Origin of the sequence: Rhodococcus sp. ACPA1 (assembly GCF_002300195.1) — a bacterium.
Taxonomy (GTDB): Bacteria; Actinomycetota; Actinomycetes; order Mycobacteriales; family Mycobacteriaceae; genus Rhodococcus_F; species Rhodococcus_F opacus.
In genome coordinates this window covers 1,223,114-1,237,402 of record NZ_NSDX01000001.1, presented here as the reverse complement: position 1 = coordinate 1,237,402, position 14,289 = coordinate 1,223,114, and the positions used below count along the sequence as shown (strand labels likewise).

The following is a 14,289-nucleotide window of genomic DNA, read 5'->3' as shown; positions in this document are numbered from 1 at the left end:
CGTTTACTGCCGCCCGGGAATCGGATCGAACTCCGCCTCGGGCGGTGCGATCGCCTCGCTTCAAGCAGCGTTTGCCGAGAGGGTCTTGATGCGGTCGGGGCGGAAGCCCGACCAGTGCTCGTCACCGGCCACGATCACGGGCGCCTGCAGGTATCCCAGTGCCATGACGTAGTCCCGGGCCTCGGGGTCTTCGGTGATGTCGACGACGGAGTATTCGATACCCGCCTTGTCGAGGGCCCGGTAGGTGGCATTGCACTGAACGCAAGCGGGCTTGGTGTAGACGGTGATGCTCATGAAGTCCCTCTTTCCACTGCCGAATGGAGCTGACGAAGTGTGTGTTCAGCGCACTGAGACTTCCCCTGATCGAGATGGCGGTGACCCCCGATGGAGATGCTCCCGAGTCGGTTCTCGTTGTGGTCTCTCAGTGCTCAAGACACTACACCTAGTGGCCGACAGAAACACTTAACCCGAGATGTTGTGAGTCACATTGATGAAATTCCCAGGTCGTCATCCCGCGGACCATAAATTTCGTGCTCGCTCCGGCGTGTCGCACATCACATTTTCGGCGTGACGCGGAACACCCCTCGCATCGCGCTCGTGCACTGGAGGCTCCGGGAGCTTACGTCACCTCGGAGGACACGCCCGCATCCGCGGTGCGGGCCCCGGGAGAGCGCCGTCCGGGCCGGCCGGAGACGACTCCGCCGGACCATCGCGGAGCCCGCCGAGCGGCGCACTCGTCACACCCGGCGACGCCGCTCCCCGACCGCCCGCGGCCGGGCACACCGGGGCGGCGCGCACGACGCGCGCCGCACGCTTGCCGACCGGTAACTGCCGGGCCCGTCCCGGTACGTTGAGCGCATGTCCGACGACTCCCAGGACCACCTCGACTGGTCGGCGCCCGTGGCGCGCACGAAGCGGGTCACGCCGAACATGCAGAGGATCACCCTCGCGGGCGGAGACCTCCGTCGATTCGAGACCAGCGGGAGGCCGGACGAGCGCCTGCTCCTCGCCTTCCCGCCCGACGGCGCGGAGAAGCGCAGCTACACCGTGCGCCGCTGGGACCCGGACGCACTGGAGATGGACATCGATTTCGCCGTCCATGCGGGCGGGACCGCGGCGCACTGGGCCGCGGGCGCGCGCCCGGGCGAGACGCTCGGGTTCTCGACCGCCTCGGGATGGTACGCGCCGCCCGCCGACACCAGGTGGCAGCTCCTCGTCGCCGACATGACGGCACTGCCCGCGGTCGGCCGGATCGTCGAGGAGCTACCCGGCTCGGCGCGGGTACACGTGATCGCGGAGGTCACGACCCCCGAGGACCGGCAGCAGTTCGCCACCGATGCCGCGCTGACCGTGACGTGGCTGGACGGGAGCGGAAACGGCGCCGGCGACAGTCTGCTCGCCGAGGCGGCTCGCGACTGGCCGCGACCGGATGCACCGGGATACGTGTGGTTCGCGGGCGAGGCGAAGGTGTCGCGGGTGGTGCGGCGCTGGTTGCGCCACGACCTGGGCTGGCACGCGGACCGCTACGACGTCATCGGATATTGGCGCGACAACAAGGAGGAGTGGGTCGCGCGGTACGAGACGGTGCGCGAACAGATAGAAGCCGCCAGGGACTCTGCCCTGGCGGCCGGAGAAGACTTCGACTCGGTGCGCGACGCCGTCGACGCAGCCCTGGATCGAACCGGGCTGTAGCGACGGCGGCGCCGCGTGAGCGGAATCGTCAGGCGTCGACGAGCTGCTTCGTGGCGTCGACGAGGCTGGCGACGACGTCGGCAACCTGCTGCGCGACCTCGGCGTTCTCGCGCGGGTGCCGGTCACCGAACTTGTCGATGGTGCCGCCGATGGCGAGGGTGACGTCCTCGAGGACCTTGCCGCCTGCGATGCGGACGGCCTTGCGGGTGTCCTCGTGCGCCCACTGGGCACCGTTGCCGCTTGGCGAGGCGCTGATGACGGCGACGGGCTTGTCCTTCACGGCGCCGGTGCCGTACGGCCGGGACATCCAGTCGATGGCGTTCTTGAGGACGGCGGGGATGGTGCCGTTGTACTCGGGCGTGAGGAGCAGGAGCGCGTCGGCGCGGCCGGCGGCGTCGCGCAGCGCCTCGACGGCGGGGATGGAACCGGCGACGTCGATGTCCTCGTTGTAGAAGGGGACGTCTCCGAGGCCGTCGAACACGGTCACCTCGGCACCCTCGGGCGCCACGGCGATCGCGGTCTCGGCGAGCTGACGGTTGACCGAGGCGGCGCGCAGGCTGCCGACGAGAACGAGAACGTTGGTCTGTGACATGTCAATAATCCTTCGATGGTGCGTAGGGCGACTCGTGAACATGTATAGCAACTAAACGGACCGCGGTCCACTTATGTTCCCGTCGCGGTAGGATGCGAGGCGTGACCAGTCCCCTGCTGCCCCAGATCGGGGTCGATCCCCCGGAACGCGGAGACGCCGCACGTAATCGGCGCCTTCTGCTCGATGCGGCCGCGCTGCTGGTCGCGGAGCGCGGCGTCGACGCCGTCACGATGGACGCGGTCGCCTGCAAGGCCGGTGTGGGCAAGGGCACAGTGTTCCGCCGGTTCGGCAGCCGGTCGGGCCTCATGCACGCACTCCTCGACCACACCGAACGGGAACTCCAGCAGTCCTTCATGTTCGGTCCACCACCGCTCGGTCCTGGCGCCGACCCGATCGACCGGCTGATCGCCTTCGGGCACGCCCGCATCGCGATCGTCGAGGTGCAAGGTGAGGTCCAGCGCGCGGCCGAGAATTCTCTGGAGTTCCGGTTCGCCGCACCCGCCCGGGCGGTGTCCGTGCGCCACGTCGTGTCCCTGCTTCGCGCGGCCGGGGTGCACGGCGACCACGAACTGCTGGCGTGTTCCCTGCTCGCACCGCTCGAGGCCACGCTGGTACTGCACGAACTGCGCGACCTCGGGATGTCCGTGGAGCGTCTCGGCGACGCCTGGGAGGACCTGATCCGGCGCGTCACCCGATGTTGATCCCGAATCCGGACAATTTGTCTAACCTCGGGGAATGCGCACCACCGCCACCGTTCTCGGCCTCCTGACGTTCGCCTCGCTCACCGCCTGCGGCGGGAACGCGCAGACCACGCCCCCGGATCCGGTGGGTCGCACCTACATCTCCACCTCCGTCGAGGGCGATCCCATTCCCGGCGGTGGGCCGCTCGTGCTCGGCTTCACCGACCCCGGACGCCTCTCCGTCGAGGCCGGATGCAATCAGGGCAGCGCCGACGTCGATCTGTCCGGCGGGAAGGTCGTGGCAGGTCCGCTCGCGATGACGCTGATGGCGTGTCCGGGAGAGGCCGCCGGCGCGGACGCCTGGGTGGCGGCACTGCTGGACGCGCAGCCGAACTGGACCCTCGGCGGCGACACGCTCACCCTCACCACCCCCACCGGTTCGGTGACGCTGACGGACGAGAAGGTCGTCCGGCCGGATCGGCCCGTCGTCGGGACCACCTGGACGGTCACCGCGCTGATCAGCCCGGACGCGGTCACGACGACGGAGGCACTGGAAAGGACGGCACCCCAGTTGCTCATCGCCGGCGACGGTTCGGCGTCCGGCTTCACCGGCTGCAACCGCATGACCGGAACCGCGGACGTGCAGCAGAGTTCGATCTCGTTCGGACCCTGGGCCACCACCCGGATGGCGTGCCCCCCGGACGTCTCCGAGGTCGAGCGTGCCGTGCTCGCGGCGTTGACCGGGGAGACGGGCTACAGCGTCCATTCGGACTCGCTGCGACTGGTCAACAGCGACGGGATCGGGCTGACACTGCGGGCAAGCTAGAGAGCCGCGAGCCAGCACCCGAGTTCCCGGGCACTCGCATCGATCCGGGCAGGCCAGTCCAGTGCCGAGTCGTCGGCGGTGTCGCTGACGTGCTTGACCAGCCGGCACCGGGCGCCGCCGCGAGCGCTGGCGTAGGCGACGGCGAAACCCTCCATGTCCACGAGGTCGGCTCGCCGGGCCAGTACGTCGCGCACCGCGGCATCCGCCACGAACAGGTCGCCGGTCGCGAGCACGGAACCGTCGCCGTCCGGCAGGGCGAGGAGATCGGCCACCTCGTGCCCGAGCGCCCGGATGGCGTCGCCACTGATGTCGTGGTTGAGGACCGTCGACGGCGTGAACAGGCCGCTGTGGTGCTCGTGCAACGCACCGGCGGTGCCGATGTTGACGACGAGCGGCTTGTCGGTTCGCGGGTAGTCGGCGAGTGCGGACGCCACGGCCACGGCGGCGCTCACCTTGCCGATCCCGGTGATCAGGACCTCGAACTCGGCCGGGACGTGCACCGCCTCCGCCTTGGTCGCGCTGACCACCAGAACGTCCGATCTACTCATGCGCGGAACCGTACCCTGCGCTCGTCAGGGGCACTCGCTAGAGTTCTGTCATGGCGAATCTACGTGCGCAGATCCTCGAGGAACTCGGTGCCCGGCCCACCATCGATGCGGCTGACGAGATCCGCAAACGTGTTCAGTTCCTGAAGGACTACCTGCTGTCGACCCCGGCCAAGGGATTCGTCCTGGGCATCAGCGGCGGTCAGGACAGCACCCTCACCGGACGCCTCGCCCAGCTCGCGGCGAGCGAACTGCGTGACGAGGGCCACGACGCCGAGTTCGTCGCCGTGCGGCTGCCCTACGGCACCCAGGCGGACGAGTCCGACGCGCAGATCTCGCTCGACTTCATCAAGCCCGACCGGTCGGTGGTCGTCAATGTGAAGCCCGGCGCGGACGCCACCGCGAAGGAGTCGTCCGAGGCGCTGCGCGACATCATCGGCGACGGCGGCGAACTCCGCGACTTCGTCCGCGGAAACATCAAGGCCCGCGAACGCATGGTGATCCAGTACTCGATCGCCGGCCAGCTCGGATACCTCGTGGTCGGCACCGACCATGCCGCCGAGGCGATCACCGGCTTCTTCACCAAGTTCGGCGACGGCGGCGTGGACGTCACCCCGTTGACCGGGTTGTCCAAGCGTCAGGGCGCCGCACTCCTACGCGAACTCGGCGCACCCGAGAGCACGTGGAAGAAGGTCCCCACCGCCGACCTCGAGGACGATCGCCCCGCCCTCCCCGACGAGGAAGCGCTCGGCGTCACGTACGCCCAGATCGACGACTACCTCGAAGGCAAGGACGTGCCGGACGCCGTCGCGCAGAAGCTGGAGACGATGTTCCTGAATACCCGCCACAAGCGCACGGTCCCGGTGACCCCGCTCGACACGTGGTGGCGGTGACCCGATGGTCCAGGCGCTCGTCGCGGGCGGTACCGGCACTGCAGGCCGGCAGGTGGTCAAGGAGTTCCTCGCGCGCGGTCACTCCGTCCGGGTCCTGACCCGGCACGGCGGTGCGCCGGGCAGCGAGATCGCCCATTTCCACGGTGATCTCGTCACCGGTGACGGCCTCGCCGAGGCCCTCGACGGGGTCGACGTCGTGGTGGACACCACCGACGGCAAGACCCGCGGCACCCGGGCCGTGCTGGAGAAAGGCGCCGAGAACCTCCTCGCCACCGCGGACGGCGCAGGAGTCGGGCGCGCCGTGCTGCTCTCCATCGTCAACGTCGACCGCAGCGAATTCCCTTATTACCGGGCGAAGCGGAAGCAGGAACGGGTCTACGAGAGCGCCGCGATGGAGACGTCGATCGTGCGGGCGACCCAGTTCCACGACTTCATTCCGATGATCGCGAAGCCGGCGAGCCGGGCCGGGTTGATCCCCGCGTTCTCCAAGACGAGCTTCCAGACCATCGACACCAGGGACGTCGCGACCGCGCTGGTCGACGCCGCCCTGGCCGCCGAACCGGCGCCGGAGGGGCCGATCACGATCGGTGGACCGGAGGTCCGCACCGCCCGCGATCTGACGGCGGCGTGGAAGAAGGCCACCGGGACGCACGGGTTCGTCGTGACCGTGCCTCTTCCCGGCGCGATGGGCCAGTTCTTTCGGGACGGATCGAACCTGGTGCCCGACAATCGGTTCGGAACGATCACATTCGACCGGTGGCTGGCCGACTCCGTGAACGCGGCCCGCTAGCCGCCGGCGAACGGCGGCAGCACGTCCACCTGCGTGCCGGCGGTGCGGGTTAGATCGCGTGTCAGCTCGGAGTCCACCAGAAAGGCCGAGACCGACAGCACCTGCTGCATCTCGGGACCGTACTTGGCGAGGAGAAGTGCCTTCACCTGGCCGAGATCCGCGCCGGCCGGGAGGTCGAGTGTTTCCTTGGTGCAGCCCGCCGCGTCGGCGGCGGCCGCGAAGTACCGAACCGAGATGCCCGTCACGTCAACCACCGATTGCTCCCATGCTCCGTTGCGGCGGCGCGAAGCCGTCCGCGTTGATTCCGTGGCCCGCCCACTTGTTCCACATCGCGCCGCGCCACAACTGCGCCAGCTCCTCGTCGCCCGCACCCGACCGCAGGGCCGCCCGCAGGTCGATCTCCTGATCGCTGAACAGGCACGACCGTACCGTTCCCTCGGCTGTGAGGCGGGTGCGGTCGCAGTCGGAGCAGAACGAGCGAGTGACGGACGCGATGATCCCGACCGTGGCCGGTCCGCCGTCGACGAGCCACTCCTCGGCGGGCGCCGACGGATCTTCCCTCCCGTGTTCGGTGAGGGTGAACCGCTCGCCGAGGACGGCCAGTAACCGGTCGGCGGCGACCATGTTCTCGCGTGCCCACTCGTGATCGGCGTCGAGCGGCATCTCCTCGATGAACCGCAGTGCGACGCCCTCGCTCAGGCACCACTCCAGGAGATCGGCCGCTCCACTGAGCGTTTCGGGCATCAGCACCGCATTGATCTTCAGCGGCGCCAGTCCGGCTCGGGCGGCGGCGCGGATACCGGCGATCACCGACGGCAGCCGGTCGCGCCGCGTCAGTCTCGCGAAGTGCTCACGATCGACCGAGTCGAGGGAGACGTTGACCCGCGTCAGTCCGGCGCGTGCGAGCCCGGCCGCGCGGTGCTCGAGACCTACCGCGTTGGTGGTCATCGCGAGCGGGATCCCCGGCGCGCGCTCGGCGCACCCGGCGATCATCTGCTCGAGATCCACGCGCATCAGCGGCTCGCCCCCGGTGAACCGCACCTCGCGCACACCGAGGCGGTGGACGGCGATGTCGACGAGCCGGACGATCTCATCCGCGGTGAGGAGGTTCTCCGCCGGGATGGCGGGCAGGCCTTCCTCGGGCATGCAGTACGTGCAGCGCAGCGAACACTTCTCGGTGATGGACACCCGCAGGTCACGCGCGACCCGGCCGAACCGGTCGACCAGCTGGTCGACGTCGGGCCTGCCCGCGAGCGAGACCGACGACCGGACGGTCGGGATGCCCATCGCCACCGCCGTCATCGAGTTGCCTTTCGCTGCATCTGTCCAGTATGCCGCGAGGGGTGACCGTTGTCCGGCGCGGTGCCCTCGTCGCCCTGTTGGAGGGATGCCTAGGATTGGTGACCATGGCCGGAGGAACATCGTGACCGCACGCTCTGTGGAGCAGCACACCCAGCACGTCGCCGAACTCCTCGCGACGCTCCATGAGCGCCCGGCCGAGGAGATTCCGCTCGGCGAGGCACTCGGGCGCGCCCTCGCCGCCGACGTCCACTCCCCCGTCGACCTGCCGTTGTTCCGGAATTCGCAGATGGACGGGTACGCGGTCGACGCCGAATCCGTCGCGTCGGTGCCTGCTGTGCTGCCGGTGCTGGGCGTGATCGCCGCGGGACCGGCCGGCACCACCACCCACACTCCCGGGACCGCCTACCGGATCATGACCGGTGCGCCGATCCCCGACGGTGCCGACGCCGTCGTCCCGGTGGAGGACACGGAGGCCGCGGACGGACAGGTCCGCATCGAACGCTCACGCGCCGCGGGCGAATTCGTGCGCGAGCGCGGCAGCGACGTCCGGGAGGGCACGCTCCTGCTGCCCGCAGGCAGTGTTCTCGCCGCCCGGCACATCGCCGTCCTTGCCGCCGTCGGGCTGCAGCGCGTCCCGGTGCGTCCGCGTCCCCGCGTCGCCGTGATCACCACGGGGGCCGAACTGGTGGACGCCGGGACCACGCTGCACCCCGGAGAGATCTACGACTCCAACGGCATCGCCCTCGCGTCGAGCGCCAGGGCCAACGGCGCCGAGGTCGTCTCGATCACCCGCAGCGGCGACGACCCGGCCGAGTTCCGGACCCTGCTCGCGGAGGCGACCACCACCGCCGATCTCGTCCTCACCTCCGGCGGGGTGTCGATGGGCGACTTCGAGGTGGTCAAGGAGACGCTCTCCCCGCTCGGCGCACAGTTCGGTCACGTCGCGATGCAACCGGGCGGCCCGCAGGGCACCGCCGTCGTGGACGGCACGCCCGTCCTCAACTTTCCCGGGAACCCGGTGAGCACGCTCGTCTCGTTCGAGGTGTTCGCGCGTCCCGAGATCCGGCGCGCGGCCGGGCTCCCCGAGACGGAACCCGAGGAGCTGCCGCTCGCCGCGGCCGTCACCTCCATTCCCGGCAAGCGGCAGTTCCTCCGCGCACGCCGCACCGACGCCGGAGTCGAACTCGTGTCCGGCCCCGGTTCCCATCTCGTCGCCGCGATGGCATGGGCGGACGTCCTCGTCGACGTTCCCGCCGACGTCACCGCGCTCGACGCCGGCCAACTCGTGAAGGTGATACCCCTATGAGCGACCTGACGCACCTCGACAGTGAGGGCCGCGCCCGCATGGTCGACGTGAGCGCGAAAGCGGACACGACCCGAATCGCGGTGGCCGCCGGGCAATTGGTCACCACACCTGCGGTGATCGAGCTGGTCCGGGCCGACGATCTGCCCAAGGCGGACGTTCTCGCGACGGCCAGGATCGCCGGGATCTCGGGGGCGAAGAAGACGTCCGAGCTGATTCCGCTGTGCCATCAGCTCGCGCTGTCGTCGGTGAAGCTGGAGTTCGGTTTCACCGACGATGCCATCACGATCGAGGCCACGGCGAAGACGAAGGGCCCGACGGGTGTCGAGATGGAGGCCCTCACCGCCGTGGCGGTGGCCGGATTGACGTTGCACGACATGGTGAAAGCCGTCGACCCTGCCGCGACACTGGACGGTGTCCGGTTGCTCACCAAGGACGGCGGCAAACGCGGACACTGGACGCGTGAGCAGCAGAGCACCGGAACCCCCACGGTGACGCCGCGATCCGCGGCCGTTCTGGTCGCCTCGACCGGCGCCGCGAAGGGCACTCGGGAAGACACGACCGGCCCGGTGATCGCCGCGTGGCTCGAGGACCGTGGCTTCACCACCCGGGGTCCGCTGATCTACGCGGACGCCGACATCGCGGCCGGCCTCGCCGACGCACTGTCCGGCAATCCGGCGCTGATCATCAGCACCGGCGGCACCGGCGTCTCCCCCACGGATGCGACCCCGGAGGCCACCCGTGCGGTGCTCGACCGCGAACTGACCGGTGTGGCCGACGCCATCCGTAATCGCGGGACGGAGGTCACCCCACACGCCTCGCTGAGCCGCGGACTCGCGGGTGTGGCGAACGGCACAGTCGTGGTGAATCTCCCCGGTTCGCCGGGCGGCGTCAAGGACGGATTGTCCGTCCTCGACCCCATCGTCGACCATCTCCTCGCTCAGGTCGCCGGCGGAGGTGCGCACGATGCCTGACATCCTCGCCCAGATCTCGGATCAACCCCTCGATCCCGCCGTCGTCGACGCCGCCGTGGCCGGGCCCGAGCACGGCGCCGTCGTGGTGTTCACCGGAGTCGTGCGCAATCACGATGGCGGACAATCCGTTTCGGACCTCGAATACCAGTCGCACCCGGACGCCGAACGCTTCCTCCGTACCGTCTGCGAGGAGGTCGCGGCGTCCACCGGACTGCCCGTGGCGGCCATCCACCGGGTCGGATCCCTCACCGTCGGCGACCTCGCGGTGGTCGCCGCGGTCGCCGCACCACACCGCGCCGAGGCGTTCGCCGCGTGCGCCGAACTGGTGGAGCGCATCAAGCATGAGGTACCGATCTGGAAGCGGCAGAAATTCGCCGACGGGGCCTCGGAATGGGTCGGTTTGTGACTCCTCGGTCGGACCGTTCGGCTGCCACCGGGTAGAGTGGCGATCACTAGGTGACCACGACGGTCATCCAGCGTCGTAGAACGCATTCAGTTCGGTCACCCGAATCCTGTTGGATGTGCACCACCGCATCCGCTCTTCTTACGGCGAAGAAGCTTGCCGACCGGCAACGCCGCCAACCTGTGCTCGAGCTCCGACGGAGACCTTCCGTATCGGCCCTCCGGGCACAACCCTGTGCCCGAAAGGCCTGACCACTTGTCTGATACACATACTCCCGACACGACGTTCGCCGCGCTCGGTGTCCGTGAACCACTGGTGAAAGCACTCTCCGACAAGGGGATCACCTCCCCGTTCCCCATCCAGGTCGACACCCTCCCCGACACGCTGTCGGGCCGCGACGTGCTCGGCCGGGGCAAGACCGGCAGCGGTAAGACGCTGGCCTTCTCCATCCCGATGGTGTCCCGCCTCGCGGGTGAACTGTCGGGCGGAAAGCGTCGCCCGGGCCGCCCGGTGGGCCTGATCCTGGCCCCCACCCGCGAGCTCGCCACGCAGATCACCGCAACCCTCGAGCCCCTCGCAGCCGCCTACGACCTGCGGGTCACCACGATCTTCGGTGGTGTCTCCCAGAACCGTCAGGTGAGCGCTCTCAAGGCCGGCGTCGACATCGTCGTCGCGTGCCCCGGACGACTCGAAGACCTGATGAAGCAGAAGTTCGTGAGCCTCGACGCCGTCGAGATCACCGTGCTCGACGAGGCCGATCACATGGCCGACCTCGGCTTCCTGCCCGTCGTCACCCGCATCCTCACCGCGACTCCCCAGCAGGGGCAGCGGCTGCTGTTCTCCGCCACCCTGGACAACGGCGTCGACAAGCTGGTGAAGCGGTTCCTGAAGAACGAGGTCCTGCACTCGGTCGACGAGGCGAACTCGCCTGTCGCGGCCATGACGCACCACGTGTTCGACGTGGACGGCGTCGAAGCCAAGCGCAAGCTGGTCGAGCGACTGGCGTCCGGAACCGGACGCCGGATCCTGTTCATGCGCACCAAGCACCAGGCCCGCAAGCTGGCCCGTCAGCTCACCGAGGCGGGAATCCCCTCGGTCGACCTGCACGGCAACCTGTCGCAGGCGGCCCGTGACCGCAACCTCGCGTCGTTCTCCGCCGGTGAGGCACGCGTGCTGGTGGCCACCGACGTCGCCGCGCGCGGCGTCCACGTCGACGACGTGCAGTTGGTCGTCCACGTCGATCCGCCCGCCGAGCACAAGGCGTACCTGCACCGTTCCGGTCGCACCGCACGCGCGGGCAGCGCAGGCGACGTCGTGACGGTCGTGCTGCCCGAGCAGCGCAAGGACCTCGCCGTGCTCATGCGCAAGGCCGCGATCAAGGTGACCCCCGTCCGCAGCACCGCGGATTCCGCACACGTGCTCGACCTCGTCGGCGACATCGCACCGCACGTCGCCCCCGCCCCCAAGGCGGCACCGGCGTCGAACGGCGGCGGACGCAATCAGCGACCGGGCGGCGCCCAGGGTGGACGCGGCCAGGGCGGTCGCGCACACGGTCAGGGCGGCGGCGCACGTCGCTCCCGCTCGGGTGCGGCCGGACGCCCGCGTGCCGCTGCGTCCACGGGCGGCGGCACCCGGACGGCGTCCGCCGGTGGCTCACGCCGCCGTCAGGGCTAGAACTTCTCGAGGTGGACGGCGTCGGCCAGTGGCCGGCGCCCCCGCCACCCGAAGCGCTCGAGGTCCGGCACCTGCTGGAACTCGGCAACCTTCCCCACGCACAGCCAGGCGATGGGACGCACCGGGTCGGGGATTCCCAGCAGCTCGGTGAGATAGGGCTCGTCGTAGAACGACACCCAGCCGACGCCGACGTTCTCGGCGGCCGCGGCGAGCCACAGATTCTGGATCGCGAGCACCGCGGAGAACAGACCGGTGTCGTCGACCGTGTGCCTGCCGAGGATGTGTTCGCCGCCGCGGCTCCGGTCGTAGGTGACGACGATGCCCATGCCGCTCTCGCAGATCCCTTCGATCTTGATGGGATCGAACGTCTTCTTCCGGTCTTCGGGCAGCGAGTCCGCGAAACGTCGCCGCGCGCCCGCCACGTGGTCGGCGAACGTGGTCAGTGTCTCGGTGTCGCGCACGACGACGAAATCCCACGGCTGCGTGTTGCCGACGCTGGGGGCGCAGTGCGCCGCGCCCAGGATGCGGTCGAGCACGTCGGCCGCGATCGGCTCCCCGGTGAACTCGGCCCGCACGTCGCGACGACGACGGATCGCGTCGTACACGGACAGCGCTGGCTCGGGATTCGTTTCAGGACTACACGCAGACTCGGTCACGCGGTCACGGTATAGCGGTGCACGCCCAGCATCGCGCCGGGGTCCGCCTCTTCTCCCTCCGCCACGACACAGTCCGCGAGCCGGGTCCGCACCTGCTCGGCCTCGATGTCGGCGCCGATGAGCACCAGCTGGGTCGCCCGCTCCTCGCCGGCTTCCCACCGCGTCGACGTGAATCTGATGTGCGGACCGACCGTCTGCACCTCGAACTTCCGCGACTGCCCGGGCACCGCGAAGTGCACGAATCCCTTGATCCGGTAGATCCCGACCGGCCGCTTCTCGAGGAACTCGACGAGCCGCCGCGGATCGATCGGGTCGTTCGAGGCGAAATCGACTGCCTCGTAGGACGAGTGCAGGTGATCGTGGTCTTCGCAGTGGTCGTGCTGGTCCAGCAGGAGCTGGTCGAGGGTGAGTTGCTCCCCCGCCGCCGGTTCACGCCCGGGTTCCCGGTCGAACAACAGGGTGGGCTCGATCCGGCCGTGGTCGGTGGTCAGGACGGGCGCGCGGTCGTTGTAGTCGCGGACCATCGCCTGCACGGCGGCGCGTCGGCCGTCGTCGATGCGGTCCGTCTTGTTCAGGATCACGAGGTCGGCGAGTGTGACGTGCTTGCCGAGGTCCGGGTGCTGCGCCGACATGTCCTCGAACTGCTCACCGTCGACCATCACGACGAGACCGCCGTACACGACGTGCGGGTTGGTGCTACCGAGAACGAGTCGAATCATGTTGCGCGGCTCGGCGAGTCCGCTCGCCTCGACGATGATCACGTCGATCTGCGACGTGGGATGGGCCAGGCGGTCCAGCATCTCGTCCATGTCGCTGACGTCGACGGCGCAGCACATGCAGCCGTTGCTCAGCGACACCATGGAATCGACCTGACCGGCCACCATCATCGAATCGATGTTCACGGCACCGAAGTCGTTGACGATGACGCCGACCCGGACCCCGCGGTTGTTGCGCAGCACGTGGTTGAGCAGAGTGGTCTTTCCCGAACCGAGGAATCCGGCGACGATGACGACGGGAATCCGCTTCTTCGCCAACGCTGCGACCTCCGTGGGACCTCGACGATCTACCGGGCGCCCATCCTAGCGCCCCGCCCCCGCGGAGAGGATCGCCGCGTCGACGTCGGCAGCGGGCGCCATCGGCAGCCCGTGATGTGTGGCTCCGGGAATCGTCGTGACCGTGGCCGACGGGAGCAACCGGCGAACGTTCGCCGCCACCCTGCCCGGATCGTGCGCCCGGCTCTCTCCTGCCAGCACCACCGCCGTGTGGGCGGTCAGCCTCGCCAGCGCGTCCGGCTTCGGGCGTGGCGGCACCACGAGCGTGGTGCGGCCGAAGGCGGCCGTCCCGAGCGCGGTGACACGAAGCCACCGGGGGTCGACTCCGGCGCCTGCCGTCTCCCAGTCGATCAGGCTCCGCTGCCGCTTCTGTGTCGGCCTGATCAGCACCGGCACCGCGCGGAGCAGGTATTTCGGACTCATGCCCGCAAAGCAGGACGTCGGGTCGAGCAGCACCAGGCTCTCGACGCGACGGGAACCGTGCAGCGCGTAGGCGAGGGCGATCATGGCGCCGTACGAATGACCGACCACCGCGGACGCGTTCACTCCGAGGTGGTCGAGCACCGCATCCAGCCACTCGAACAGATTCAGGGCCGTGCGCAGCGGCAGCGGTGCACCGTCGTTCACGCTGCGCCCCACGTCGCCCATGACGTCCACCGCGAGCACCCGGTGACTGCGGGCGAGCGCCGCGACATTCGCGATCCACACGGTCGACGTCGCCCCGCCTCCCGGCAGCAGGACAAGCGGCGCCCCCGACTCGGGTCCGCACGCGTTCACCCGGGTGGACCCGAACGGTGTCGGGACGTCGACGGGGGTGACGTTCACCGGCCAGTCGTCCAGCAGCGCGTCGTAGGCGGCGAAGAAGTCGTCGACTGCCGACATCAGCCCTCCTCCAATTATCTCGACT

The 14,289-nt window shown here is 69.4% G+C and carries 17 protein-coding genes; 9 read left to right on the top strand and 8 right to left on the bottom strand.

The features are described from left to right. Positions 1–60 precede the first annotated feature (60 nt). Positions 61–294 (bottom strand): redoxin NrdH, encoded by a 234-nt coding sequence (locus CJ177_RS05495; RefSeq protein WP_005240286.1) that lies wholly within the window; start codon positions 292–294, stop codon positions 61–63. A gap of 564 nt (positions 295–858) precedes the next feature. Between CJ177_RS05495 and CJ177_RS05490 the strand changes: the two genes are divergently transcribed. Next, the gene (locus CJ177_RS05490; protein WP_061041152.1) at positions 859–1,692 is read left to right on the top strand and encodes a siderophore-interacting protein; all 834 of its coding nucleotides are present in this window, start codon (positions 859–861) and stop codon (positions 1,690–1,692) included. Between the two features lie 28 nt (positions 1,693–1,720). Here the strand turns inward: CJ177_RS05490 and CJ177_RS05485 are convergent, their stop codons facing one another. Next, positions 1,721–2,284, bottom strand: a complete 564-nt coding sequence (locus CJ177_RS05485) for an NAD(P)H-dependent oxidoreductase (protein ID WP_095867385.1) — start codon at positions 2,282–2,284, stop codon at positions 1,721–1,723. A 101-nt stretch (positions 2,285–2,385) separates the two neighbouring features. Here CJ177_RS05485 and CJ177_RS05480 point away from each other — a divergent pair, with 101 nt between their 5' ends. Both CJ177_RS05480 and CJ177_RS05475 read left to right on the top strand, forming a co-directional pair. After that, positions 2,386–2,985 (top strand): TetR/AcrR family transcriptional regulator, encoded by a 600-nt coding sequence (locus tag CJ177_RS05480; protein ID WP_005240279.1) that lies wholly within the window; start codon positions 2,386–2,388, stop codon positions 2,983–2,985. A gap of 34 nt (positions 2,986–3,019) precedes the next feature. Further along, positions 3,020–3,790 (top strand): META domain-containing protein, encoded by a 771-nt coding sequence (locus CJ177_RS05475; RefSeq protein ID WP_095867384.1) that lies wholly within the window; start codon positions 3,020–3,022, stop codon positions 3,788–3,790. On the opposite strand, the gene CJ177_RS05470 is transcribed toward CJ177_RS05475, so the two are convergent. Beyond that, positions 3,787–4,338: a nucleosidase gene (locus CJ177_RS05470; RefSeq protein WP_005240273.1), complete on the bottom strand. Its 552-nt coding sequence runs from the start codon at positions 4,336–4,338 to the stop codon at positions 3,787–3,789. The genes CJ177_RS05475 and CJ177_RS05470 overlap by 4 nt on opposite strands. Before the next feature lie 50 nt (positions 4,339–4,388). On the opposite strand from CJ177_RS05470, the gene nadE reads away from it, so the two are divergent. Both nadE and CJ177_RS05460 read left to right on the top strand, forming a co-directional pair. Further along, a complete protein-coding gene (nadE, locus tag CJ177_RS05465) occupies positions 4,389–5,228 on the top strand; it encodes an ammonia-dependent NAD(+) synthetase (protein WP_005240272.1) in 840 nt (279 codons plus the stop codon). A gap of 4 nt (positions 5,229–5,232) precedes the next feature. Then, positions 5,233–6,018, top strand: coding sequence for an SDR family oxidoreductase (locus CJ177_RS05460; RefSeq protein ID WP_095867383.1), 786 nt, complete (start codon positions 5,233–5,235; stop codon positions 6,016–6,018). Here the strand turns inward: CJ177_RS05460 and CJ177_RS05455 are convergent. Both CJ177_RS05455 and moaA read right to left on the bottom strand, forming a co-directional pair. Then, complete coding sequence (locus CJ177_RS05455) at positions 6,015–6,272, bottom strand: MoaD/ThiS family protein (RefSeq protein WP_095867382.1); 258 nt, start codon at positions 6,270–6,272, stop codon at positions 6,015–6,017. The genes CJ177_RS05460 and CJ177_RS05455 overlap by 4 nt on opposite strands. Beyond that, positions 6,265–7,320: a GTP 3',8-cyclase MoaA gene (gene moaA, locus CJ177_RS05450; protein ID WP_005259589.1), complete on the bottom strand. Its 1,056-nt coding sequence runs from the start codon at positions 7,318–7,320 to the stop codon at positions 6,265–6,267. Before moaA ends, CJ177_RS05455 begins: the two co-directional genes overlap by 8 nt. Before the next feature lie 121 nt (positions 7,321–7,441). On the opposite strand from moaA, the gene glp reads away from it, so the two are divergent. The 4 genes from glp to CJ177_RS05430 all read left to right on the top strand — a co-directional run bounded on the left by glp (position 7,442) and on the right by CJ177_RS05430 (position 11,674). Then, a complete protein-coding gene (gene glp, locus CJ177_RS05445; protein ID WP_095867381.1) occupies positions 7,442–8,626 on the top strand; it encodes a gephyrin-like molybdotransferase Glp in 1,185 nt (394 codons plus the stop codon). After that, entirely contained in the window at positions 8,623–9,597 is a 975-nt protein-coding gene (moaCB, locus tag CJ177_RS05440) for a bifunctional molybdenum cofactor biosynthesis protein MoaC/MoaB (protein ID WP_095867380.1), read from the top strand. Before glp ends, moaCB begins: the two co-directional genes overlap by 4 nt. Then, positions 9,590–10,003 (top strand): molybdenum cofactor biosynthesis protein MoaE, encoded by a 414-nt coding sequence (locus tag CJ177_RS05435; RefSeq protein ID WP_025432319.1) that lies wholly within the window; start codon positions 9,590–9,592, stop codon positions 10,001–10,003. The genes moaCB and CJ177_RS05435 overlap by 8 nt, the downstream gene beginning before the upstream one ends. 252 nt (positions 10,004–10,255) lie before the next feature. Further along, entirely contained in the window at positions 10,256–11,674 is a 1,419-nt protein-coding gene (locus CJ177_RS05430; RefSeq protein WP_025432318.1) for a DEAD/DEAH box helicase, read from the top strand. On the opposite strand, the gene bluB is transcribed toward CJ177_RS05430, so the two are convergent. Genes bluB through CJ177_RS05415 form a run of 3 tightly spaced genes read right to left on the bottom strand, consistent with a single transcriptional unit; the run spans position 11,671 to position 14,264 of the window. Next, positions 11,671–12,330, bottom strand: a complete 660-nt coding sequence (gene bluB, locus CJ177_RS05425) for a 5,6-dimethylbenzimidazole synthase (protein WP_005240257.1) — start codon at positions 12,328–12,330, stop codon at positions 11,671–11,673. The genes CJ177_RS05430 and bluB overlap by 4 nt on opposite strands. Beyond that, positions 12,327–13,364, bottom strand: a complete 1,038-nt coding sequence (locus tag CJ177_RS05420) for a GTP-binding protein (RefSeq protein ID WP_095867379.1) — start codon at positions 13,362–13,364, stop codon at positions 12,327–12,329. Before CJ177_RS05420 ends, bluB begins: the two co-directional genes overlap by 4 nt. A 45-nt stretch (positions 13,365–13,409) precedes the next feature. After that, entirely contained in the window at positions 13,410–14,264 is an 855-nt protein-coding gene (locus CJ177_RS05415; RefSeq protein WP_061041154.1) for an alpha/beta fold hydrolase, read from the bottom strand. Positions 14,265–14,289 lie beyond the last annotated feature (25 nt).